Origin of the sequence: Thalassospira sp. CH_XMU1448-2, assembly GCF_037027285.1 — a bacterium.
In the GTDB taxonomy this organism is placed as follows: Bacteria; Pseudomonadota; Alphaproteobacteria; order Rhodospirillales; family Thalassospiraceae; genus Thalassospira; species Thalassospira profundimaris_C.
Window position 1 is genome coordinate 729,115 of record NZ_JAYMEA010000002.1, and the last position, 22,464, is coordinate 751,578.

The following is a 22,464-nucleotide window of genomic DNA, read 5'->3' on the forward strand; positions in this document are numbered from 1 at the left end:
GCCACGATATTAGGCTCTGTCATGGCGATGTCTATGACCAGCGCGCAGGCAATCGAAACCAATGCGCGCGAAGCCTATATCATGGATTTCGACACCGGCACGGTTCTTTTGAACAAGAATGGCGATACACTCACCGAACCTGCTTCCATGACCAAAATGATGACTGTCCATATGCTGTTCAAGCATATCAAGGATGGCAGTGTATCAATGGATGACACCTTCCACGTCAGTGAAAAAGCCTGGCGTAAAGGTGGGTCGAAGATGTTCGTCGAGGTAAATTCAGACGTTTCTGTTTCTGACCTTTTGCACGGAATTATTGTCCAGTCCGGTAACGATGCAGCTATCGTGGTTGCCGAGGGCCTGGCGGGTACCGAAGAAGCCTTTGCCGAGGAAATGACCGAAGAAGCCCGCAATATTGGCATGACCAAATCGGTTTTCAAGAATTCAACCGGTTGGCCCGCAGAAGGACATCTTGTTACCGTTCATGACCTTGCAACGCTGGCCCGCGATACCATTCGCAATTTCCCGGACCTTTATTCACTCTATTCGGTCAAGGAATTCACATATAACGGCATTCGCCAACCAAACCGCAATCCATTGCTGGGGACCAGTGCCGGTGTCGATGGCCTTAAGACCGGCCATACTGAGTCGGCCGGTTACGGTCTGACCGCATCTGCCGAGCGTGATGGCCGACGTCTGATTATTGTCGTAAATGGTCTGAACTCTGTTCGTGAACGCCGGACGGAATCCCAGAAGCTTCTCGACTGGGGCTTCCGTGAATTTGACAATTATGACCTGTTTGCCGAAGGCGAAACCATCAGCTCTGCCAACGTTTGGCTGGGTGCGGATACAAAGGTCGATCTTGTTGCTGATCAGAAAATCCTTTTGACCCTTCCGCGCAGTGCAAGCCGCGATATGAAGGTATCTGTTGTCTATGACGGTCCGATTCCGGCACCGATCAGCAAAGGTGACCAGATCGCAACCCTTAAGGTTGACGTGCCCGATCAGGAAACCAGGGAATTTCCGCTTTATGCCGCGCATGATGTCGGTCGTCTCGGCTTCGTCGGACGTATCGGTGCTGCGATCAAATACCTTCTGTGGGGGGCAAACGGGTGATCGACAAGCCCGGCTTGTTCATCAGCTTTGAAGGCGGTGAGGGCAGCGGAAAATCGACCCAGATCCGCTGCCTTGAAAACTGGTTCCGCGAGAATGGTCGCGATGTCGTTGTAACCCGTGAACCCGGTGGTTCACCTGGGGCCGAGGAAATTCGTACCTTGCTGCTGACCGGGGATCCCGGTCGTTGGGATGCCGTTACCGAAGCTCTTTTGATGTTTGCATCTCGCCGTGATCACGTTGAACGCACCATTCGTCCGGCACTTGCAGACGGAAAGGTCGTTTTGTGTGATCGCTTTGCCGACTCATCGGTTGCCTATCAGGGCTATGGTCATGGTCTTGGTGCGGATTATATCCGTAATCTCTGGGCACTGGCGATTGATGGCTTCAAACCGGACCTGACCTTGATGTTTGATCTTCCCCTTGAAGTGGGACTTGAACGTGCCGGGGCACGTTTTGCCAATGTCAGCGCTGCTGAAGACCGGTTTGAACGGATGGGGATTGAATTTCACCAACGTTTGCGTGACGGTTTCCGTGAAATTGCCGCATCGGAACCTGAACGTTGCCGCATAATTGATGCACAAGGCGACGTCAAAGCTGTGACCGAACGCGTCATTGCGACAGTTCAGGAATGCCTTGCCGGGCAGGGGGTGTAATCCCCGATGGCAGGAAATAGCGATCTTTCCGAAGACGAAAATCCGTTTGCACCCCGTCGTAACGACGCACTTCTTGGTCATGAAGAAGCCGAAAAAACGGTTCTTGATGCCTGGAACAGCAAACGCATGCATCACGCATGGCTTTTGTGCGGCCCGCGCGGCATCGGGAAGGCAACGCTTGCCTATCGAATGGCGCGGTTCATTTTGTCTGGCGGCGGCGAGAATGGCGGGGCAGGTCTGTTTGGTGATCAGTCTGATGGTCTTTATGTCGATCCGGAAGACCCGGTTGCACGGCGTATTGCCGGCGGCGGTCACGGTGACCTCAAGGTCATCGAGCGTCAGTATGATGACAAGAAAAAGCGCCTGCAGGGCGAAATCACAGTTGCCAGCGTTCGCACGGTTGGCAACTTCATGTCCAAAACTGCTGCCGAAGGTGGCTGGCGGATCGTCATTGTTGATGCCGCTGATGAGTTAAACCGCAACGCCGCCAACGCGATCCTGAAGGTTCTTGAAGAACCGCCTGCGAATGCAATGATGATCCTGGTTGCACATCATCCGGGGCGCTTGTTGCCAACCATTCGATCACGCTGTCGTCGTCTGAACCTGAGTGCACTTGAAGATCATCAGGTTGTTGATCTGTTGGGACGTTATTGCCCGGATATGGATCTTGGTGATCGTGATGCGCTTTCGGGGCTTGCCGAAGGAAGCATTGGCCGTGCCCTTCAACTCCATGAAGTCGGCGGGCTTGAGCTTTACACCGAACTGGTCAATCTGATTGCCAGCTTGCCCAATGCCGATGTCGCAGCCCAGCACAAGTTTGCCGAACGTTTTTCTGCGGCGGACAAGGATGCGGCCTTTGCAACCGTGACCGAACTTTTGCATTGGTGGCTGGCCCGCATGATCCGTTTTGCCGCCACCGGACAGCCGCCACGTGAAGTGGTCGAAGGCGAGTTGCCTGCCATGCAACGCATGGCTGCTGCGCAACCGCTTGATCAATGGCTGGAGGTATGGGAAAAGATCAACGAATTGATGGGCGCGACCCGCGGTTTGCATCTTGATCGCAAGCAGGCCTTGCTGAATGCATTCTTCATGCTTGAAGAAACCATGCGAACCTGACATCACTGCCCAGTAACCGAAATATTGACCATCACGGCCCATTTCGGGCCGTTTTGTTTCACGACTTGCGCGAAGGATTTGCGGCCATGACCGGGCACAAACAGCCCTACTACATCACAACCCCGATCTATTACGTCAACGACAAGCCCCATATTGGCCATGCCTATACGACGCTTGCCTGTGATGTTCTGGCCCGCTTCAAGCGCCTGGACGGGTATGACGTGATGTTCCTGACGGGTACCGACGAACATGGTCAAAAGGTCGATAAGTCGGCTGCGGCCAAAGGAATTGATCCGCAAACCTTTACCGATCAGGTTTCGCAGAACTTCCGCGATCTGGCTGTGCATATGAACTATTCGAATGATGATTTCATTCGCACGACCGAAGAACGCCACAAGAAGGCCTGTCAGGCGCTTTGGAATACACTGCTGGAAAAGGGCGAGATTTATCTTGGTTCCTATGATGGCTGGTATTCGGTTCGCGACGAGGCGTTCTATGCTGAAAAAGAACTGATCACCAAAGATGGTGAAAAGCTTGCCCCAACCGGTGCGCCGGTCGAATGGGTGTCCGAGCCCAGCTATTTCTTCAAGCTTTCCGCCTGGGGCGACCGCCTGCTTGAGTTCTATGAGCAGAACCCTGATTTCATCGCACCGCAATCCCGCCGTAACGAAGTCATCAGCTTTGTCAAAGGCGGCATGCACGATCTTTCGGTTTCGCGCACCAGCTTCAAATGGGGCGTTCCGGTTCCTGGTGATGAAGACCATGTCATGTATGTCTGGCTTGATGCGCTGACCAACTATCTGACAGCCATCGGCTATCCGGATTCAGATCCGGCCAAGCTTGAAAAATACTGGCCTGCAGACCTTCACATGGTCGGGAAAGATATTCTGCGCTTCCATGCTGTTTACTGGCCTGCTTTCCTGCTGGCAGCGGGTATTCAGCCGCCCAAGCGCGTCTTTGCCCATGGCTGGTGGACCAATGAGGGCCAAAAGATTTCAAAATCAATCGGCAATGTCATTGACCCCTATGACCTGACAGAAAAATACGGTCTCGATCAGACCCGATATTTCCTGATGCGTGAAGTTCCGTTCGGCAATGATGGTGATTTTTCCCATCGTTCCATGGTCAACCGGATGAACAGCGAACTTGCCAACGATCTTGGCAATATGTGTCAGCGCGTTCTGTCGATGATCCATAAAAACTGCAACGAAGTGATCCCGACGCCGGGCGCATTTACCGATGCCGATCAGGTTATTCTGACCAAGGCACACGGAATGCTTGATACCGTCCGTCCGCTCTTTGAAGAACAGGCCTTCCACAAGGGGCTTGAAGCAATCTGGAGCCTTGTCGGCGATGCGAACCGCTATGTTGACGAAATGGCGCCATGGGGGCTGAAAAAGACCGATCCGGCACGCATGGAAACGGTTCTTTACGTTCTTGCCGAGGTCATTCGTCACGTTGGCATTCTGGTTCAGCCAATCATGCCGGCGGCCGCATCCAAAATCCTTGATCTGTTGGTACTTTCCAATGACAAGCGCGGTTTCGAGATGCTTGGTCCGGATCATGCGCTCACCCCGGGCTCGGCAATTCCGAAACCGGCTGGTGTGTTCCCGCGATATGTAGAAGAAGACGAAGGAGCGAAGGCATGAATGTCGCCCTTGTCGACAGCCACTGCCATCTGGACTATCCGCAGTTTTCCGAAGACTTCGCGGGAACCATTGCGCGCGCCCAAAATGCCGGTGTTGGCATGATGGTCAGCATTGGTGTGAAACTGACGACTTTCGATCAGGTGCGCGCCATTGCCGAGAAATCAGACCATATTTACTGCACGATTGGCGTTCATCCGCATGAAGCGGGCGAGGAGGGGCTTTCAAGCCCCGAACCGCTGCTTGCCAGGACTTCCGATCCCAAAATTATCGGGATCGGGGAGAGCGGGCTGGATTATTTCTATGACAATGCCCCGCGAGAAGCACAGCAACAAAGCTTTCGCGCGCATATTGCGGCATGTCGCGAAACCGGACTGCCGTTGATCGTTCATACCCGTGATGCCGATGACGACACGATGGATATTCTTGAAGAAGAATATCAAAAGGGGCCGTTTACCGGTGTAATTCATTGCTTCTCAAGTTCTGCAGAACTTGCACAGCGTGCGCTTAAGATCGGGTTCTACATATCCTGTTCGGGTATCATAACCTTCAACTCGGCAAAGGAAATCCGGGCGGCCCTTGAAGATGTGCCGCTGGATCGTTTGCTCGTTGAAACCGATGCGCCGTATCTGGCGCCGGTGCCAAAGCGCGGGAAGCCGAACGAACCAAGTTACGTCGCACATACGGCCTCCAAGCTTGCCGAAATCAAGGGGGTCAGCCTCGAGGAAATTACCCGTATCACAACGGACAACTTCTTCAGACTGTTCACCAAGGCTGATCGCAAACATTTGTTGCTTCCGGGCGAGGCCGCACAGTGACAAAAATAACCATCCTTGGCTGCGGATCATCAAATGGTGTGCCATCTGTTGGCCTTGGATGGGGCAAGTGTGACCCGACCAACCCGAAAAACCGGCGTTTACGCAGCTCGATCCTGATTGAAGAATCTGGCAAAAAGATCCTTGTTGATGTTACGCCGGATTTTCGCGAGCAGGCACTTGGCCATAATATCGATCATCTTGATGCGATCCTGTTTACACATTCCCATGCTGATCACGTCCACGGAATTGATGATCTGCGCTGGCTGAATGTTGCGATGAACAGTCCGATTGATATCTATGCCAACGCGCAAACGATTTCAGACATCGATCAGCGCTTCAACTACGTGTTCACACCGCTGCCAGACGGCGTCGAGTTTTATTTCAAGCCCGTTTTGATACCGCATGTCATCACAGGACCGCTCAACGCAGCAGGGGTCCCAATTACGGTTTTCTCCCAGGATCATGGTTACGGGGAAACTCTGGGCTTCAAGATTGGCAAGTTTGCCTATTCAACCGATGTCGTCGATTTCCCGGAAGAGTCCAGACAACATCTCTATGATCTAGACGTCTGGGTGGTCGATTGCCTGCGTCATCGACCGCACAATACGCATGCCCATCTTGAAAAGGTGCTTGGCTGGGTCGAAGAATTCAAACCCAGACAGGTCTATATGACACATATGGGAATTCAGTTTGACTATGCGCAGGCAATGGCCGATACGCCGGACAATGTTGAACCGGCATATGACGGATTGATCATCAACGTGAACTGACTGTCCAAAGTTGACAAAGCATATGGATTTCGAGAAGGAGACTATCAACAGAGGTCCCCTTGAAAGCTCACATCTCGATACCCGGGAACTATAAGGACCAAATCCGTTTGGCGTTTTTTGAGGCGAACGCCGCTTTCTCGGATTCTGATGCGTCCGCGATTAGGGTGTGTGTTGTTGCCATCCATTGATCAAGAGATGAATTCAGGGTGCATACCGGACTGTCAGAGCCCCAGACAACCCGGTTCCAGCCAAAGCACCCTATAACATGCTCGACATAAGGGCGCAGGGTCTCAATCGTCCAGTCCGGCTTTGCATAGGCAGAAATGCCTGAAATCTTTGCATTCACGTTCAGACGTTCCGACAGGGTTGCAATTGAATGCGCCCAGTCACCAAAACCGTCGTCAGTAAAGTCTGGAACGCCACAATGATCCAGGACAAAAACAGTATCCGGGCAGGCATCAACCAGGTCACACGCCAAGGAAAGCTGACGTTGGAGAACGCAGATGTCGAATGGCAGGCCCATTTTGCCAATCTTGCGCACATTTTCCCGGAACAGATCACTTTGCGAAACATCATCTGGCACAACATGCAATACGCGGCGAATGCCTTTAACAACCTTAAGATCAAGGCTTTCTAGAAATACCTCGCAGTCTTTTGATTCCGGTCTGGCCGAGGATATGGCTCCGCGCAGCATGCTTTGCGGCTTGGTCATCAGTTCGCCAATGAATGCGTTTTCGTTTGGAATGTCATCTGGTGCACAGTCCACCTCCATGTGAAGCACGCCTTCTATGCCGATGCGTTTTGCTGTGGCTTCATAGTCCTGAAATGCCCAGTCACGGTTCAGGGCAGGCACATCTTTAAGCCAGGGGTAGGTGATCCGATCGCGGGCGACGAGGTGCAGATGAGTGTCGATGAACATGGCGTCTCCTTATTATCTGTGCGTTTCCCGGATGCATATGTCGGGTTATGTCCCGGCAGTCTTATGTTTTTTTCAGGATTAAGGTGATTTCTTGTGGAGTTCAACTTGACTCACCGATCAAGTCAAGTTTAAATATAAAAGATGCTTCCGAATATGAAAGTCACAACAAGAATGGCCTCGGAAGTGATATTCGGTCAGGAAAGACCGTTCCTTCAGGGAGGATAGAATGAAAACGTTATTGAGCGGTGCATCCCGTGCCGTGCTAGCGACTGCTGCTTTGACTGCTGCAATCTCTTCATTTGGCACCGCGCAGGCGGGCGAATTTGATGGTGTGACCATCGAGGCAAAGCTTATCGGCGGTCAGCAATATGAAGCGCTTTATGCCCGCATCCCGGAATGGGAAGCCGCCACCGGCGCCAAAGTGAACATCATTTCGAAGAAGAACCACTTCGAACTGGATAAAGAATTCAAATCCGACATCGCGGCTGGCACAACCAGCTGGTGCGTGGGTTCAAACCATTCATCTTTCGCATCCCAGTATCCGACCCTTTATACCGACCTGACCGATCTGGTAAGCAAGGACGTGGTTGCCGAGTTCGTGCAGGCCAACATCAAGGCTGCTACCTTTGATGGCAACCTTGTGATGCTGCCGCGTGCGCAGTTCGATGTGTCTGCACTGTATTACCAGAAAGACCTTTATGACGATGCCGACAAGGCCAAGGCATTTGAAGCCAAGTTCGGCTATCCGCTTGCGGTGCCGGAAACCTGGGCGCAGGTAAAAGATCAGGCAACCTTCTTTGCCGATCCGCCGAACTTCTATGGCACCCAGTATGCGGGCAAGGACGAAGCGATTGTCGGTCGTTACTATGAAATGGTCGTTGCCGAAGGCGGAAAGCTGTTTAACGATGATTTCTCGCCAGCCTTCAATTCCGAAGAAGGCAAACGTGCCCTGCAGTGGTTTGTCGATCTTTACAATACCAAAGCCGTTCCGGCCGGTACGACCAACTATCTTTGGGATGACCTTGGTAACGGCTTTGCGTCGGGCACCATTGGGCTGAACCTTGATTGGCCGGGCTGGGCTGGTTTCTTTAATGATCCGTCATCGTCGAAAGTTGCCGGTAATGTCGGTGTTGCACCGGCACCGAAAGGATCGGCAGGCGTGCGTACCGGCTGGTCGGGCTTCCATGGCTTCTCCGTGACCAAAGATTGCGACAACAAGGAAGCGGCTGCGTCGCTGGTTGAATTCCTGACCAACGAAGACAGTCAGAAGCTTGAAAGCTCTGCCGGTCCGCTTCCGAGCCGCACCGCGGTTTGGGAATATGTCTCGGAGCAGGCAAAAGACGATCCGTATCGCAGTGAAGTTCTGGCTGCGTTCAAGGAAACGGCTGCAACTGCCTTTGCTGTTCCGCCGACCCCGCTTTGGATCGAGGCAACCAACCTGATCTATCCTGAACTGCAGGCCGCCATTCTTGGTGACAAAACCGTTGATGAAGCCCTTGAGGATGCATCAGACGCGGTTGACAGCCTGATGCAGGAAGAAGGCGTCTACTAAGCCAGATATATGGCGGCGCAGTTCGCAATTGGTAACTGCGCCGCCTGACCATTCCCTGACCCAAATGCATGGGCAAAGGCCTGTGCCGATTAATGGGACATCCCGATGAATCGCTTGAAACTTCCCCCGTGGTTGGTTCTTTTGTTGCCAGCCATCATTATTCTATCGGCCGTCGTGCTGATTCCGCTCGTACTGTCACTATATTCGAGTTTCACCTCGTATCGGCTGACACGGCCTGACAGCATTTTTAACTGGGTGGGCTTTTTCAACTATGAAAAGGCACTGACGGATGTGAAGTTCTGGGCGGCTTTCGGTCGGACAGTTCTGTTGCTGACGGTGGCGCTTAATCTTGAGATGCTGTTTGGTCTGGGACTGGCCTTGATGGTGTCCAAGGTGACACAGGGACAACGTCTTTTGCGCACCATGATGATGTTTCCGATGATGTTTTCGCCAATCCTTGTCGGCTTCCAGTTCAAGTTCATCTTTAATGACAATGTTGGTCTGGTGAATAACGCGCTTCAGTCGCTTGGTATCACAGATCAGGCGATCCCCTGGCTGGTGGACGGGCATCTTGCGATGTTCTCGATCATCTTTGCCGAAATCTGGACGGCGACTTCGGTCTTTGGAATTCTTATTCTTGCCGGTCTTTATGCAATCCCGCGTGATCCGCTCGAAGCGGCAAAGGTAGATGGTTGCACCGCATGGCAGTCGTTCCGGTATGTGACCCTGCCGTTCCTGATGCCCTTTATCTATATCGCGATGGCGATCCGTTCACTTGATGTCGCACGTGCCTATGACATCGTGCAGATCATGACCAATGGTGGCCCGGCGCGTCGTACCGAATTGCTTTGGACCCTGATTGGTCGAACCGGCTATGTCGATGCCCGAATGGGGTATGCCAATGCCATGGGCTATATCTCGATTTTCCTGGCGATTTTCTTCACCATCTATTTCTTCAAGAAACTGACGCAATCGCGCAAAGAACTCGGGATGGGGGCGTAAGTCATGGCGAGTAATCTTAATCATCGCGTCCGCCGCTATACCCTTAAAGGACTGCATTTCTTCGGGCTTTTCACGGCCATGATGGTGCTGTGTGTGCCGGGCTTGTGGATTGTTCTGAACTCTTTCCGCCCGACGGTGGAAATCATGGCCAAACCGCCGGTCTGGATCCCCAACGACCTTAATCTTGATCATTACCGCGCCATGTTCAGCGGTATCGGTGAGGGCGGTGTTCCGGTTCTGACCTATTTCGCCAACTCGCTGGTTATTTCAGTGACTTCGACGGTCATTGCGCTTCTGATCGGGATGGCGGGTGGTTACGCCTTTGCACGTTATAAGTTCAACTTCAAGGGCGGCATGTTTGTCGGCTTGATGGTGACGCGTGCAGTGCCTGGCGTTGCCCTGTCCTTGCCGCTGTTTATCCTGTTTGCACGAATTGGCATCATCGACACCCATTTCGGTTTGATCCTGGCCTATGTCGCGCTGAATGTGCCGTTTACGATCTGGCTCATTGACGGGTTCTTCCGTCAGGTGCCGCCAGAACTTGCCGAGGCTGCCGAGATAGATGGTTGCACCCGCTGGCAGGCATTCTGGCGTGTCGAATTCCCGGTTGCACGTGCTGGCATTGCGTCGGCGGGTATCTTTGCCTTCCTGACATCTTGGAACGAATACGCGCTGGCGTCCCAGCTGACCCGTTCGACGACGTCAAAGACGATGCCTGTCGGTCTTCTCGATTTTACCTCTGAATTTACCCTGAACTGGGGGGGGATGTGTGCGCTTGCGGTGTTGATGATTATCCCCGCACTGATCCTGACATTCCTCGTGCAGAAACATCTCATTGCCGGCCTTACCTTTGGCGGCGTGAAAGGATAATAAAATGGCTCAGGTCCACCTTCGCGATGTCGTCAAGAAATACGGCCCGCTTGAAGTTGTTCATTCCATCAATCTCGATATCGCAGATGGCGAGTTTGTTGTTCTGGTCGGTCCTTCGGGCTGCGGCAAATCGACAACGCTTCGCATGGTCGCCGGTCTTGAAGGCATTTCTGGCGGTGAAGTAAAAATCGGCGGACGTGTCGTAAACGATCTGCCGCCGCGTGAACGGAACATCTCGATGGTGTTCCAGAACTACGCGCTTTATCCGCATATGACCGTGCGTGAAAACCTTGGTTTCTCGCTTAAGATCGCCAAACAGTCGCAGGCCGACATTGACAAGGCCGTTGATGAAGCGGCCGAAATTCTGTCATTGACGCCGCTGATGGATCGCAAGCCGGGTGCCTTGTCCGGTGGTCAGCGCCAACGTGTTGCCATGGGACGTGCGATTGTGCGTCACCCGGAAGTCTTCCTGTTTGATGAACCGCTTTCAAACCTTGATGCCAAACTGCGTACCCAGATGCGCGTCGAGATCAAAAAACTTCATCAGAAACTGAAATCAACAATCATCTATGTCACCCATGATCAGATCGAAGCCATGACGCTTGCAGACCGGATTGTGATCATGCGCGATGGCCATATCGAACAGGTCGGCACCCCGCTTGATGTCTTTGAAAATCCTGTAAATACCTTTGTCGGGACTTTCATTGGCTCGCCGCCGATGAACCTTTTGAGCGGTACGGTAAAAGGCAGTTCCATCGAGTTTGAGGATGGAACTCTGCTGCCGGTGCCGCCCGGTTATGAGATCGCGGATGGCCAGGCCGTGACGTTCGGGGTCCGCGCAGACAATATCATGCCGGTCGCTCACGCCTTGCCACGCGGTGAACATATGGCCGAAGTTGAAATGGCTGTTGATCTGACCGAACCGCTCGGGACCGAAACCCTGCTATTTGCGACCCTTGCCGGGACCGAGGTACAGGCAAAAATGCTGAATCCGCGTCCGGTTCAAAGCGGTGAGCGCATGACATTCCAGATCATGCTCGACAAGTGCCACCTGTTTGACGCCGAGACCGGCGCCACGCTTCGGAAATGAGGTAAGTGATGGCACGCATTACATATGCAAATGCCTTTATGGTCGATCTTGAACCCAAGGTCGTGCGCACAGATGCTATCCAGTCATTCAATTCACAGGAAACAATTTTTGTCGTTTTGCGTGATGTGGATGGTGCCAAGGGCATGGGATATAGCTACACCATCGGTGATGGCGGACCTGCGATCCTGTCGCTTTTGAAAGAGACACTACTGCCGCGTCTAATGGAGCAGGATGCCAACCGGATCGAAGCCGTCTGGCGGGATCTGTTGTTCTGTTCGCACGCAACGGCGGTTGGGCCAATCATGTCGCTTGCCCTTGCGGCAATTGATACGGCCCTTTGGGATATGCGCGGACACAAGACCGGTTTGCCACTTCATATCCTTGCTGGTGGGGCAAAATCATCGGTACCGATGTATACGACGGAAGGCGGGTGGCTTCATCTGTCACCCGATGCGCTGGTCGAAGATGCGGTTGCGTCAAAAGAAGCCGGTTTCCTTGGTTCCAAGGTGAAAATCGGCAAGCCGACAGTCGCTCAGGATTGTGAGCGTCTGGAAGCCGTGCGCAAAGTGCTTGGTGACGATTATGAAATCATGACCGATGCCAACCAGTCAATGACATCGGGTGAGGCCAAGCGTCGCTTGCCGATGCTTGAACGCCTTAATATTGCATGGTTCGAAGAACCGCTTCCAGCCGATGACATTGCCGGTCACGCCCGGCTCCAATCCCAGTCACGTGTACCGGTTGCCGTCGGTGAAAGCATGTATAGCCCCGGGCAGTTTGCCGATTACATCGCACAGGATGCCTGTGAAATCGTGCAGGCCGATGTCGCCCGGATTGGCGGGATTACCCCATGGCTTAAGGTTGCGCACATGGCCGAGGCCCATAACATCGCGATCTGCCCACATTTCCTGATGGAACTGCATGTAAGCCTGGTTTGCGCAGTGCCCAATGCCCCCTGGCTTGAATACATCCCCCAGCTTGAAGACATAGCAGCCCCGATGGCACGCGATGGTGGCAATGCCCTTGCGCCGATGACGCCGGGCTTGGGGATCGAATGGGATCACGACAAACTTGCCGCACTGACCGTTGCGGGAAGCGCATTTGATATCAAGGAGGCACATCAATGACCCGTCATGGACAATTGATCGGTATCGGGGCTGACGCCATCGCCGAATATAAACGGCTGCACGCGGATGCATGGCCCGGTGTGCTTGCCAAGATAACCGACTGCAATATCCGCAATTATTCGATTTTCCTCAAAGAACCGGAAAACCTGCTGTTTGCCTATTTCGAATATGTCGGCACCGATTTCGAAGCCGACATGGCGAAGATGGCCGCCGACCCGGAAACCCAGCGATGGTGGTCCAAGTGCATGCCGCTTCAGCGCCCGCTTGATAGTCGGGCTGAAGGCGAATGGTGGGCAGAAATGCCGGAGGTATTCCATCATGACTGATTTACGCCAAACCGTTGAGATGCCTGAGAAGGTTACACCGGTTGTGATCTTTGGATCGGGGTCCATCGTGACTGATGCCCATCTTCCGGCCTATCGTGATTTAAAGGTTCCGGTTGCCGGGATTTTTGATCCCGATCTGGCCAAGGCCCAGAAAGTTACGAGCGAGTGGGGGACTATTGCCTTTGAAACGCTTGAACAGGCGGCAAGTCAGGATGATGTTGTCTTTGACCTTGCCGTTCCGCCCGCGGCCATTCCGGAGCTGCTCGAAGCATTGCCGGATGGCGCGATTGCCGTGATCCAGAAGCCGCTCGGCTCTGATCTGGGCGAAGCAGACCGGATTATCTCGGTCCTGCGGCGCAAGAACATCAAGGCCGCGGTCAATTTCCAACTGCGCTTTGCGCCGAACTCACTTGCGATCAAGGATGCCATAGCCAAGGGGCTGCTTGGCGATATCGTTGATTTCGATGCATGGCTGGCGCTGGATACGCCGTGGCATCTTTGGGCGTTTCTTGCCGATTTGCCGCGTGTCGAGATACTGCTGCATTCAATCCATTATCTGGATTTCGTCCGTGACTTGCTGGGCAACCCGGCAGGCGTTCATGCGCGCACCATTGGGCATCCGTCATCAACGGTTTCCAATACCCGCAGTGCAATCATGCTTGATTACGGAAGCGACGTTCGCTGCAACCTGTCGATCAATCACAATCATGCCTTTGGTCGCAAATTCCAGGCCTGCGAATTCCGGATCTGCGGCACCAAGGGGGCGGCCTATATGAAAATGGGCGTCAACCTTGATTACCCCAAAGGCGAACCTGACGAGTTGTGGCTGAACACTGACGGCGAATGGCGCCAGATTGATCTGGCCGGCAACTGGTTCATCGAAGCCTTCCACGGGCGCTTTGCCCAAGTGCAGCGCTTTGCAGCCGGTGTCGACGACGGGCTTGAAGGTTCGGCCGAAGACGCGTGGCATACGATGGCACTGGTCGAGGCGGCCTATGAAAGCTCTGCCCTGCCGATGCATCCGATCAAGGGGGCACCTGATGCTTGAGCAAACCAAATACTACGAAGATTACGAAATTGGTGAAGGGCGTGACACGGTTGGCCGCACGATCACGGAAACGGATTTCGTGGTTCATGCCGGTCATTCCGGGGATTTCTTCCCCCATCACCTTGATGAAGAATTCTGCAAAACATTGCCGTTCGGTCAGCGAATTGCCCATGGCACGATGGTCTTTACCATCGGTGTGGGTTTGACCGCGACCATCATCAATCCGGTGGCGTTTTCATATGGTTATGATCGTATGCGGTTCGTTAAGCCGGTCTTTATCGGTGATACGATCAAATCACGGGTTGAAATTGTCGCCAAGGAAGTGATGGAAAAACGTCCCGGATACGGGCGTGTGACCGAACGTCTGACCGTGACCAAGCAGAATGGCGAAACCGTCCTTGTGGCTGATCACATCTATATGGTGGAGATGAAGCCATGACGGGGCCGTTCCTGCACCTGCATCCCGATGATAATGTGCTTGTGGCCCGGGCATCGGCCCTGGTCGGGACAGAGGTCAAATTGGCAAGCAGCACGGCAACGCTCACCCAGACCATCCCGCTTGCCCACAAGATCGCCTATCGCGATATCGTCGCAGGTGAACGCATTCTGAAATACGGGATGTCGATTGGTATTGCGACCGAGGCTATCGCAGCTGGCGCACATGTTCACATTCACAATATCCGTTCTGCCTATACACCGACCCATGCCCTTCAGGATGCGAATGGTCAGAGCCCGGAGACGTCAAAATGACAGAAAAATTCCAAGGTTATCTGCGTTCGGACGGACGTAAAGGCATCCGCAATACAGTTGTGGTCGCTTATCTGGTCGAGTGTGCGCATTTTGTCGCGTCAAAGATCGTTGCCGGTTTTGACGATGAAGACGTGCAACTGATCGGATTTCCCGGATGCTTCCCCAATGAATATGCGGCGCGTGTGATGGGACAGCTTTGCACCCATCCCAATGTTGGTGCTGTCCTGTTTGTGTCACTTGGTTGCGAAAGCTTTGACAAGGTGCGCGCAAAGGGAACGGTTGCAAGCACCGGACGCCCGGTCGAAACCCTTGTGATTCAGCGATCCGGCGGAACAGCCAAAACGGTTGAAACCGGTCGTGCCTGGGTGCGGTCCGCCCTTGATGAAGTGGCCAAGGTCGAGCGTGCCCCAATGGGGGTCGACGAGTTGATCATTGGTACGATTTGCGGGGGCTCGGACGGAACATCGGGTATTTCCGGAAACCCGGCTGCTGGCAAGGCGTTTGATCTTCTGATCGCCGAGGGGGCTGCTTGCATCTTTGAAGAAACCGGCGAGCTGATCAGCTGCGAGGACATCATGGCAGAACGCGCCAAGACGCCGGAACTGGGCGAAGAGCTGCGCGCAGCTGTTCAAAAGGCCGAACGCTATTATGCAACGCTTGGCTATGGCTCGTTTGCGGCGGGCAATGCCGCAGGCGGTCTTTCCACAATCGAGGAAAAAAGTCTGGGTGCCTATGTCAAATCCGGCGACAGCCAGATTTCGGGCCTGATCAAGCCGGGTGATGTGCCGCCAAGGGGCGGGCTCTATCTGATGGATGTGGTTCCCGATGGCGAAGTCCGGTTTGGCTTCCCCAATATTTCCGACAATGCCGAAATCGTCGAAATGATCGCAAGCGGGGCACATATGACCCTGTTTGTTACCGGGCGCGGATCGGTTGTCGGATCAGCTATTTCACCGGTCATCAAGATTTGTGCGAACCCAGATACCTATCGTGCTCTTGAAGGCGACATGGATGTGAATGCCGGTGACATCATCGAAGGCAAACGATCCATTGCCGAGGTTGGTCAGGAAATCCGTGATCTGGTCGTCAATGTCGCCAAGGGTGCGCAAACCAAATCCGAGGCCCTTGGTCATCGGGAATTCATTCTGACTTACAAATCATTCGATCCAATCGGGCCGTCGTGCCTGCCTGCGGTTTGAGGAGGAAACATGAAAAGACTTGAAGGAAAACTCTGTTTGGTAACAGCTGCCGGGCAGGGCATTGGTCGGGCATCCGCCGAACGTCTTGCTGCAGAAGGTGGTCGTGTCATCGCAACCGACGTCAATGACGCAGCCCTCGCCGAACTCGATGCCATTGATGGTATCGACGCCCGCAAACTGGACGTCACAGACAGGGATGCGATCACCACATTGGTCAACAAAATCGGTCCGGTTGATGTTCTGTTTAACTGTGCCGGTATTGTTCACAACGGGACCATTCTTGAAGCAACCGAGGAAGAATGGGATTTTGCCTTTGATTTGAACGTCAAATCGCAATTTCGGATGATCCGTGCCGTCCTTCCGGGGATGCTGGAAAGAGGTGCTGGCTCGATCATCAATATGTCTTCAGTTGCAGGTCCGGTGACCGGCCCGGTTAACCGTTTGATTTATTCCGCGTCAAAGGCGGCGGTTGCTGGCATGACCAAGGCGATCGCCAATGATCATGTGACCCAGGGCATTCGCTGCAACGCAATTGCCCCCGGAACGGTTGACAGTCCAAGTTTGCATGAACGTTTGCGGGCGACAGGGGACTATGACCGCGCGCTCAAGGCATTTATCGCCCGCCAGCCGATGGGGCGTATTGGCAAGCCTGAAGAAATAGCGGCACTGGTTGCGTATCTCGCCTCAGACGAGAGCGGCTTTACCACCGGGGTTGTGCATGTTGTTGATGGTGGCTGGACCGCCTGATCAGATTTTGAATGAAGGATAGGATTTAGTATGAAATTCGCACGTTACGGAGAACGCGGTGCAGAAAAACCCGCTTTGGTTGATGCCAACGGCAATCTGCGCGACCTTTCGGCCCATGTCGATGATATCGCAGGCGACGTTCTGACCCGCCTTGATGATCTGAAGTCAATCGATCCGGAAAGTCTGCCGCTGGTTGAAGGCGAACAGCGTCTTGGTGCCTGTGTTGGCCAGACCGGCAAATTCATCTGCATCGGTCTGAATTATGCCGACCACGCCGCAGAATCGGGTATGGAAGTGCCGCCAGAGCCGGTCATCTTTGCCAAATATACCTCGGCAATTTGCGGCCCGAACGATCCGATCATCATTCCGCGTGGCTCGGAAAAAACCGACTGGGAAGTCGAACTTGGCTTCGTGATCGGCAAAAAGGCCAAGTATGTTTCCGAAGCAGATGCGCTTGATCACGTTGCCGGTTTCTGCCTGATCAACGATGTTTCCGAACGCGCCTATCAGATCGAGCGTGCCGGTCAGTGGTCCAAGGGTAAATCATCAGACAATTTCGGCCCGACCGGTCCGTGGCTTGTGACGCCGGATGAAGTGGGCGATTTCGACAATCTTGGCATGTGGCTGGAAGTGAATGGGGAACGCGTTCAGGATGGCTCGACCGCGACCATGGTCTATCGCGTGCCGCACCTGATTTCCTATCTGTCACAGTTCTTCACCCTGCATCCGGGCGATATCATTTCGACTGGTACGCCCCCGGGTGTTGGTCTTGGCTTCAACCCGCCGCGCTATCTGAAGGCCGGTGACGTGGTTGAACTGGGCATTGATGGTCTGGGGACCCAGCGTCAGGTCTGTGTGAACGACGACTGATCCTAATTGTATGACAAATAAAAAAGCGCGGTCCGCAAGGATGCCGCGCTTTTTTTTGGTTCTTGGGTCTTACCAGCCGGTTTCCAGAAGATCGTTCGCATCTCCAAGTTCTGGTGCGGCGCGTGACGATGACGGACGGACACCATCAATACGCAGCGGCAGTTTGGTCGTTTGCATCGCTACATCGCCGCGTTCAATATTCTGAACCATATCAAGTGTCTGCAAGACACCGCTTGCGACGACGCCATCCCAATCCATGACTGGTGCGGCCCAGATATCGTTGGCGACGAATTCATCCATCCAGCTTGCACTGGTTCGGGTTTTTAGTTGTGCGGCAAGGCCAGCCTTGATTTCATCGCGCTGTTTAAAGGCATCCAGTGCGGCAATTTCCGGTGAAAGTCCGGTGATATTCGCCAGAAGATCAAGCTTGCCCATCGCAATGGCAACGTGACCATCGGCTGTTTCATAAACCCCGTACGGTGCTGCCAGATAGGCATGTGCCGGATTGTTTTTAGAGCGTTCCGGGGTACGGTTGCCATCGTTAAACCAGGTGGTCAACAATTCAAATTGCAGGTCTGCCAGAACCTCGATCAACGAGGTTTCAACATAGCCACCGATATTCTGCGTAGCCTTGCGATACAAAAGGGCCAATACCCCGTGCGTCAGGGCTGATCCTGCCAGCACATCGGCAATCGGAAGCCCCATGGCAACCGGACCATGGTCTCGACCGCCCGAAAGCCACATCACGCCTGAGCGGGCCTGTGCGAGCAAGTCCTGACCAGGCAAATCCACCCACGGACCGTCCGATCCATATCCGGTCACGGTGCCATAAACGACGGTGGGGTTGATCTTTTTGACGGCCTCGTAGCCAAAGCCAAGACGTTCCATCACACCGGGGCGGAAGTTTTGCAAGATGACGTCGGCTTCTTGCACAAGCTGGGTCAGACGGGCCTTTTCTTCATCGGATTTAAGGTCAACCGCAACAGAACGTTTGTTGCGGTTGATCGCGTGAAAGATGGTGCTTTCACCGGCAATCTTGGTATCGGTCAGATAAAGATAACGCGACAGATCGCCAAGCCCGGATCGTTCGACCTTGACCACATCTGCGCCAAGGTCTGCAAGTTTCAGGGCGCAATAGGGGCCTGCAAGAAACTGCGAGAAATCCAGAACCTTCAGTCCTTTAAGGGGCAGTATATCAGTCATGGTCGAAGCTTTCGTCAAAACGTGTCTGAAGGGCAGAAAGGGCTGTTTGCGGAGTAATTTTCCCGGTCAGCGCATCGAGAAGGATGTGTGATGCATCTTCCTGAAACGCCATATATCCGTCATGGCGCGGGCGCAGCCACGCGGCTTCGTGGGTCATGCGGGTATTACTGTAACAAGACCCGACCGGTGCATTGACTGCGGCATCACCCCAGGCAACCGCATTGCCCGGTTGACCGTTATGGCTGGCATAAAGGCCACGCTGAATATCGGCCGAAGCAACCCACAGAGCGAATTCAACACAAAGGTCGGGATGTTTCGTTTGCGATGAAACCGCAATCCCGGTTCCACCAAGGGCCGAGCCAAGTGGGCCGGACGCACCAAGGGAGGGCATATCGTGGAAGGCGATGCGATGGGCACGGTAATTGATCCGCGCGTAAGGCGCATACAAGTAGACATAAGGGCACAGGGTAAATTTATTGCCGTCACAAAGGGCATCAAGGGCCGAAATCGGATCCATCCTGAGGCAGGCGGGATCAACCAGATCGGCAAGGGTTGCCATTGCTTCAATTACATCAAGGGCTGCTTTTTGATCGATTTCGGTTCCCTTGGTGACCGGGAAGGGTGCGCCGGAGTTTGCCAGCAAGCTAAAGAATGACATCAGAACATGAGGGGACAGAAGCGGCCAGACAACACGACCGTCTTTGGCCTCGGCAATCACGTCGGAGAAAGTCTTGACCGGTGCATTGATGAGATCGGGTCGAATTGCCTGCACCTGACAAGCGGCATCGACAGGCAAGGCCCACTGATGACCCTTGAAGAAATAGCTCTGATAGCTTTTACCAACGGTTTCGGCCGAAAGTCGGGCGAGGGTGCCTGCATCTGCCACACGATCAACCGGCAACAGACAGTTCTTTTCCACCACAGCGCCAACATGAGGATGATCGATAATAATCAGATCATAGGTCCGTGCCAGTTCCTCGACCGGGGTGCTTTCAAAACCTTGAAGGGACCGTTTGTCCCAGACGATATCGACATCAGGATGACGTTCACGAAAGGTTGCACTGGCTGCCACCAGCGGGTCATAGCCGCGCGGATCTGACCAGGTCATGCCCCTGATTTTCTTTTGTTTGGTCATTGTTTTTCTTCCTCCCATCATCAGTTTAATGCCGGAAGTTTACAAATGAAAGTATGTTTTATATTTGATATGATGTTTTCTATATCACAGGGTCAGTTGCCACGATATGGCTGACCCGCATATACTCAGTCGACCGAAACCAAGCGGTTTTCATCTCCCTGCGAGGACACATGAACGGCAAGACCGAAGAACAGATTGATCAGGAAAAATACCGTGCTCCGGCCTTGTCAAAAGGGCTTGATATTCTCGAACTGCTTGCCTCCGAAGTGGATGGTCTTTCGCAGATCGCCATCGCGAAACAGCTCGATCGAAACACCTCGGAAATCTTCCGGATGCTGATGGTTCTGTGTCAGCGCGGTTATATCGAACAACGCGAGGAGGATGATCGTTACCAACTGACAACCAAGATGTTCGAGGTGGCTCATCGCCATCCACCCATTCGCCGCCTGACATCTATCGCTGGCGATGCAATGCAGCGGCTTGCCAATGAAGTGAACCAGTCAATGCATCTGGCGATCATTCATTCGGGCCATGTTCTGGTCATTGCACAGGTCGACTGTCAGGACAACAACATCACGGCAGTCCGGTTGGGCGCGCAGATCAATATTTTTGATACGGCATCCGGTCGTGTTCTCGCGGCCTGGATGGAGCAGGAGGCACTTGATAACCTGATGAATGAGGTCGGCAAGGAACCCTCAGACAAATATCAGGCCTTCTTGGATGATCTTCCGAACGTCAGGGCTGCTGGCTATTGTGAATCACAATCCCTGACCATTGCGGGTGTTCTTAACCTTTCTGCACCGATTTTCGATTTTTCAGGTAAGGTCGTCGCTGCACTAACAGTCCCATTCATTCAACGTCTTTCGGGAACGTCAGTTGCCACGGTAGAGGAATGCAGGGAACGCCTGATCGAAGTGACCACCGACATTTCCCGTCGTCTCGGAGCGGGCGCACATTGGTCTTCTCAGGAAAAACCGGACCAGACGTAAGAAAGTTCGCCCGCGTTCTTCTGGCCGAGTAGTCAGTCTGGGTCCTCGTAACTGCGATCACGGGCAGGGTGCACAGGTTCTGTTCCCTGGACGATGCCGGGCGACCATGAATTATATAAACGATGGCCCCAAACGTTGTGCGTGGCCAATTCATCCGGATTCTGTTTGTTCGGGCCACTCACAGCGATTGAGTTTGATGTTTACGAGAATGCCCAGTTCACGTCAGCTTGGGTAAAATCCGCCGGAGCACCAATGCGAACACTGAACCGGTCGGAAGACAAGTGACTGCAACTTAAATCATATGCGTCGCAGTTTTCACGGCAAGAACCGGTGTTGAATTCAGCCGTATGCACGACGAGAAAAGGGACTGATGCGCAATCTTGATGCGAGATCATCAGACACACACATAAGTTCTATAATATATATTATGACAAATAATTGCATATGTGTATCCAAGCTATCTTCTTCTCTTGAGTTTTTTGGTTAACTATCAAGAGTTACAAACTGATATTGTTATGTTTTCCGCTGTCTGAACCGTTCAAATGCCACGGCCACCACAATGAAAGACCCGACAAATGTTCCCTGCCAGAATGTGCTGATCCCCAACAAAATGAGGCTGTTCCGGATCACTTCAATCAGAAGCGCACCAACAACGGCGCCAAATGCAGTTCCGCCACCCCCAGCAAGGTTCGCGCCGCCAATCACAGCAGCTGCAATAACCGTCAACTCCATTGCCTGACCCAGATTGGTTGTCACACCACCAAGCCAGCCAACCTCAAGAACGCCTGCAATACCAGCCATTAAAGCCGAAAACATATAGACGCTGACCTTGACACGCGCCACCGGAATGCCGGTCAGAACTGCCGCATTCTCGTTACCGCCAATCGCAAACAAATGCTGCCCCCAGCGCAAATGGCGGAACGCAAATGCCGTCAGGCACGCCAGGATAATCATGATAATGAGCGGATGCGGAAGCCCGAAAGTCGCGCCACCTCCAAGCCAAAGTAAAAAGTCATGATCAGGGCCGAACTCATAGATCATTTTATTGTCAGACAGCACCATCGCCAAGCTGCGCGCAATAGAGAGCATCCCGAGCGTAACGACAAATGATGGCATCTTGGCATAGGCAATCAACACACCATTCACCGCCCCCACCAGCAATGAAACTGACAGAGCGGCGAGACATCCCACCCAGAAAGGCATCCCGGCCGACATAAGAACACTGACGGTCATCGCAGAAATTACCAATGTGGAACCCACAGACAGATCAATCCCGCCTGACGCGATAACTGCCGTCATCCCAAGTGCAACAATCCCGACAAAGGCAAAGTTGCGCGTAACATTAAAAAGGTTGCGCTCTGTCGCAAAACTGTCGGTAAGTATGGTCAATGCCAAACAGGCAAACACAGCTGCCAGAAATACCCAGAAAATCTGCTGATTGGTAATCCGTGCGATCAACCCGTGATGTTGTGAACGGTTGATAACATCAGCAAGAGTTGGATTTGCCATGTTCATTGG

At 53.3% G+C, this 22,464-nt stretch carries 23 protein-coding genes; 19 read left to right on the forward strand and 4 right to left on the reverse strand.

What is annotated here, in order from left to right:
- Window positions 1-21: 21 nt before the first annotated feature.
- From WA318_RS10710 to WA318_RS10735, 6 genes are all read left to right on the forward strand, one after another.
- A complete protein-coding gene (locus WA318_RS10710) occupies window positions 22-1,116 on the forward strand; it encodes a D-alanyl-D-alanine carboxypeptidase family protein (RefSeq protein WP_336080907.1) in 1,095 nt (364 codons plus the stop codon).
- Window positions 1,113-1,769 (forward strand): dTMP kinase, encoded by a 657-nt coding sequence (tmk, locus tag WA318_RS10715; protein ID WP_336080909.1) that lies wholly within the window; start codon window positions 1,113-1,115, stop codon window positions 1,767-1,769. The genes WA318_RS10710 and tmk overlap by 4 nt, the downstream gene beginning before the upstream one ends.
- A 6-nt stretch (window positions 1,770-1,775) precedes the next feature.
- Window positions 1,776-2,885, forward strand: a complete 1,110-nt coding sequence (locus tag WA318_RS10720) for a DNA polymerase III subunit delta' (RefSeq protein WP_336080911.1) — start codon at window positions 1,776-1,778, stop codon at window positions 2,883-2,885.
- 86 nt (window positions 2,886-2,971) lie between these two features.
- Complete coding sequence (gene metG, locus WA318_RS10725) at window positions 2,972-4,534, forward strand: methionine--tRNA ligase (protein WP_114099823.1); 1,563 nt, start codon at window positions 2,972-2,974, stop codon at window positions 4,532-4,534.
- The gene (locus WA318_RS10730) at window positions 4,531-5,349 is read left to right on the forward strand and encodes a TatD family hydrolase (protein WP_336080916.1); all 819 of its coding nucleotides are present in this window, start codon (window positions 4,531-4,533) and stop codon (window positions 5,347-5,349) included. Before metG ends, WA318_RS10730 begins: the two co-directional genes overlap by 4 nt.
- A complete protein-coding gene (locus tag WA318_RS10735; protein ID WP_336080918.1) occupies window positions 5,346-6,119 on the forward strand; it encodes an MBL fold metallo-hydrolase in 774 nt (257 codons plus the stop codon). Before WA318_RS10730 ends, WA318_RS10735 begins: the two co-directional genes overlap by 4 nt.
- A gap of 88 nt (window positions 6,120-6,207) precedes the next feature.
- Here WA318_RS10735 and WA318_RS10740 read toward each other — a convergent pair whose 3' ends face one another.
- On the reverse strand, window positions 6,208-7,038 hold the full coding sequence (locus WA318_RS10740; protein WP_336080921.1) for an amidohydrolase family protein: 831 nt from the start codon (window positions 7,036-7,038) through the stop codon (window positions 6,208-6,210).
- A 226-nt stretch (window positions 7,039-7,264) separates the two neighbouring features.
- On the opposite strand from WA318_RS10740, the gene WA318_RS10745 reads away from it, so the two are divergent.
- The 12 genes from WA318_RS10745 to WA318_RS10800 all read left to right on the forward strand — a co-directional run bounded on the left by WA318_RS10745 (window position 7,265) and on the right by WA318_RS10800 (window position 17,619).
- A complete protein-coding gene (locus WA318_RS10745) occupies window positions 7,265-8,590 on the forward strand; it encodes an ABC transporter substrate-binding protein (RefSeq protein WP_336080924.1) in 1,326 nt (441 codons plus the stop codon).
- Window positions 8,591-8,695: 105 nt separating this feature from the next.
- Window positions 8,696-9,592, forward strand: coding sequence for a carbohydrate ABC transporter permease (locus WA318_RS10750; protein ID WP_114099744.1), 897 nt, complete (start codon window positions 8,696-8,698; stop codon window positions 9,590-9,592).
- A 3-nt stretch (window positions 9,593-9,595) separates the two neighbouring features.
- Window positions 9,596-10,462, forward strand: a complete 867-nt coding sequence (locus WA318_RS10755) for a carbohydrate ABC transporter permease (protein WP_336080928.1) — start codon at window positions 9,596-9,598, stop codon at window positions 10,460-10,462.
- A 4-nt stretch (window positions 10,463-10,466) separates the two neighbouring features.
- Window positions 10,467-11,552, forward strand: a complete 1,086-nt coding sequence (locus tag WA318_RS10760) for an ABC transporter ATP-binding protein (protein ID WP_336080930.1) — start codon at window positions 10,467-10,469, stop codon at window positions 11,550-11,552.
- Between the two features lie 8 nt (window positions 11,553-11,560).
- Entirely contained in the window at window positions 11,561-12,679 is a 1,119-nt protein-coding gene (locus WA318_RS10765) for a mandelate racemase/muconate lactonizing enzyme family protein (RefSeq protein WP_336080932.1), read from the forward strand.
- Window positions 12,676-13,005 carry an L-rhamnose mutarotase gene (locus WA318_RS10770; RefSeq protein WP_114099740.1) on the forward strand — a complete coding sequence of 110 codons (330 nt, stop codon included), beginning with the start codon at window positions 12,676-12,678 and terminating at the stop codon, window positions 13,003-13,005. Before WA318_RS10765 ends, WA318_RS10770 begins: the two co-directional genes overlap by 4 nt.
- Entirely contained in the window at window positions 12,998-14,053 is a 1,056-nt protein-coding gene (locus WA318_RS10775) for a Gfo/Idh/MocA family protein (RefSeq protein ID WP_336080935.1), read from the forward strand. Before WA318_RS10770 ends, WA318_RS10775 begins: the two co-directional genes overlap by 8 nt.
- Window positions 14,046-14,492, forward strand: coding sequence for a MaoC family dehydratase (locus tag WA318_RS10780; protein ID WP_336080938.1), 447 nt, complete (start codon window positions 14,046-14,048; stop codon window positions 14,490-14,492). Before WA318_RS10775 ends, WA318_RS10780 begins: the two co-directional genes overlap by 8 nt.
- The gene (locus WA318_RS10785; protein WP_336080940.1) at window positions 14,489-14,803 is read left to right on the forward strand and encodes a UxaA family hydrolase; all 315 of its coding nucleotides are present in this window, start codon (window positions 14,489-14,491) and stop codon (window positions 14,801-14,803) included. Before WA318_RS10780 ends, WA318_RS10785 begins: the two co-directional genes overlap by 4 nt.
- Window positions 14,800-16,002: a UxaA family hydrolase gene (locus WA318_RS10790; protein WP_114099737.1), complete on the forward strand. Its 1,203-nt coding sequence runs from the start codon at window positions 14,800-14,802 to the stop codon at window positions 16,000-16,002. Before WA318_RS10785 ends, WA318_RS10790 begins: the two co-directional genes overlap by 4 nt.
- 9 nt (window positions 16,003-16,011) lie before the next feature.
- Window positions 16,012-16,749 carry an SDR family oxidoreductase gene (locus tag WA318_RS10795; RefSeq protein WP_336080944.1) on the forward strand — a complete coding sequence of 246 codons (738 nt, stop codon included), beginning with the start codon at window positions 16,012-16,014 and terminating at the stop codon, window positions 16,747-16,749.
- 30 nt (window positions 16,750-16,779) lie between these two features.
- Window positions 16,780-17,619, forward strand: coding sequence for a fumarylacetoacetate hydrolase family protein (locus tag WA318_RS10800; RefSeq protein ID WP_336080947.1), 840 nt, complete (start codon window positions 16,780-16,782; stop codon window positions 17,617-17,619).
- Between the two features lie 69 nt (window positions 17,620-17,688).
- Here WA318_RS10800 and WA318_RS10805 read toward each other — a convergent pair whose 3' ends face one another.
- Together WA318_RS10805 and WA318_RS10810 are read right to left on the reverse strand one after the other, a co-directional pair.
- The gene (locus WA318_RS10805) at window positions 17,689-18,822 is read right to left on the reverse strand and encodes a CaiB/BaiF CoA transferase family protein (protein ID WP_336080950.1); all 1,134 of its coding nucleotides are present in this window, start codon (window positions 18,820-18,822) and stop codon (window positions 17,689-17,691) included.
- Window positions 18,815-19,957: an extracellular solute-binding protein gene (locus WA318_RS10810; protein WP_336080952.1), complete on the reverse strand. Its 1,143-nt coding sequence runs from the start codon at window positions 19,955-19,957 to the stop codon at window positions 18,815-18,817. Before WA318_RS10810 ends, WA318_RS10805 begins: the two co-directional genes overlap by 8 nt.
- 170 nt (window positions 19,958-20,127) lie before the next feature.
- Here WA318_RS10810 and WA318_RS10815 point away from each other — a divergent pair, with 170 nt between their 5' ends.
- Window positions 20,128-20,946, forward strand: coding sequence for an IclR family transcriptional regulator (locus WA318_RS10815; protein WP_336080954.1), 819 nt, complete (start codon window positions 20,128-20,130; stop codon window positions 20,944-20,946).
- 513 nt (window positions 20,947-21,459) lie between these two features.
- On the opposite strand, the gene WA318_RS10820 is transcribed toward WA318_RS10815, so the two are convergent.
- Window positions 21,460-22,455, reverse strand: coding sequence for an ABC transporter permease (locus WA318_RS10820; protein ID WP_336080957.1), 996 nt, complete (start codon window positions 22,453-22,455; stop codon window positions 21,460-21,462).
- Window positions 22,456-22,464 lie beyond the last annotated feature (9 nt).

Bases quoted from the DNA above. Each gene is read 5' to 3' on its own strand.
- WA318_RS10760 (WP_336080930.1), top strand. From the start codon at position 10,467: ATGGCTCAGGTCCACCTTCGCGATGTCGTCAAGAAATACGGCCCGCTT.
- WA318_RS10810 (WP_336080952.1), bottom strand. From the start codon at position 19,957: ATGACCAAACAAAAGAAAATCAGGGGCATGACCTGGTCAGATCCGCGC.
- WA318_RS10815 (WP_336080954.1), top strand. From the start codon at position 20,128: ATGAACGGCAAGACCGAAGAACAGATTGATCAGGAAAAATACCGTGCT.
- WA318_RS10780 (WP_336080938.1), top strand. From the start codon at position 14,046: ATGCTTGAGCAAACCAAATACTACGAAGATTACGAAATTGGTGAAGGG.
- WA318_RS10750 (WP_114099744.1), top strand. From the start codon at position 8,696: ATGAATCGCTTGAAACTTCCCCCGTGGTTGGTTCTTTTGTTGCCAGCC.
- WA318_RS10790 (WP_114099737.1), top strand. From the start codon at position 14,800: ATGACAGAAAAATTCCAAGGTTATCTGCGTTCGGACGGACGTAAAGGC.
- WA318_RS10765 (WP_336080932.1), top strand. From the start codon at position 11,561: ATGGCACGCATTACATATGCAAATGCCTTTATGGTCGATCTTGAACCC.
- WA318_RS10730 (WP_336080916.1), top strand. From the start codon at position 4,531: ATGAATGTCGCCCTTGTCGACAGCCACTGCCATCTGGACTATCCGCAG.
- WA318_RS10755 (WP_336080928.1), top strand. From the start codon at position 9,596: ATGGCGAGTAATCTTAATCATCGCGTCCGCCGCTATACCCTTAAAGGA.
- WA318_RS10745 (WP_336080924.1), top strand. From the start codon at position 7,265: ATGAAAACGTTATTGAGCGGTGCATCCCGTGCCGTGCTAGCGACTGCT.
- WA318_RS10785 (WP_336080940.1), top strand. From the start codon at position 14,489: ATGACGGGGCCGTTCCTGCACCTGCATCCCGATGATAATGTGCTTGTG.
- WA318_RS10720 (WP_336080911.1), top strand. From the start codon at position 1,776: ATGGCAGGAAATAGCGATCTTTCCGAAGACGAAAATCCGTTTGCACCC.
- WA318_RS10795 (WP_336080944.1), top strand. From the start codon at position 16,012: ATGAAAAGACTTGAAGGAAAACTCTGTTTGGTAACAGCTGCCGGGCAG.
- WA318_RS10775 (WP_336080935.1), top strand. From the start codon at position 12,998: ATGACTGATTTACGCCAAACCGTTGAGATGCCTGAGAAGGTTACACCG.
- metG (WP_114099823.1), top strand. From the start codon at position 2,972: ATGACCGGGCACAAACAGCCCTACTACATCACAACCCCGATCTATTAC.
- WA318_RS10770 (WP_114099740.1), top strand. From the start codon at position 12,676: ATGACCCGTCATGGACAATTGATCGGTATCGGGGCTGACGCCATCGCC.
- WA318_RS10740 (WP_336080921.1), bottom strand. From the start codon at position 7,038: ATGTTCATCGACACTCATCTGCACCTCGTCGCCCGCGATCGGATCACC.
- WA318_RS10805 (WP_336080950.1), bottom strand. From the start codon at position 18,822: ATGACTGATATACTGCCCCTTAAAGGACTGAAGGTTCTGGATTTCTCG.
- WA318_RS10800 (WP_336080947.1), top strand. From the start codon at position 16,780: ATGAAATTCGCACGTTACGGAGAACGCGGTGCAGAAAAACCCGCTTTG.
- WA318_RS10710 (WP_336080907.1), top strand. From the start codon at position 22: ATGGCGATGTCTATGACCAGCGCGCAGGCAATCGAAACCAATGCGCGC.
- WA318_RS10820 (WP_336080957.1), bottom strand. From the start codon at position 22,455: ATGGCAAATCCAACTCTTGCTGATGTTATCAACCGTTCACAACATCAC.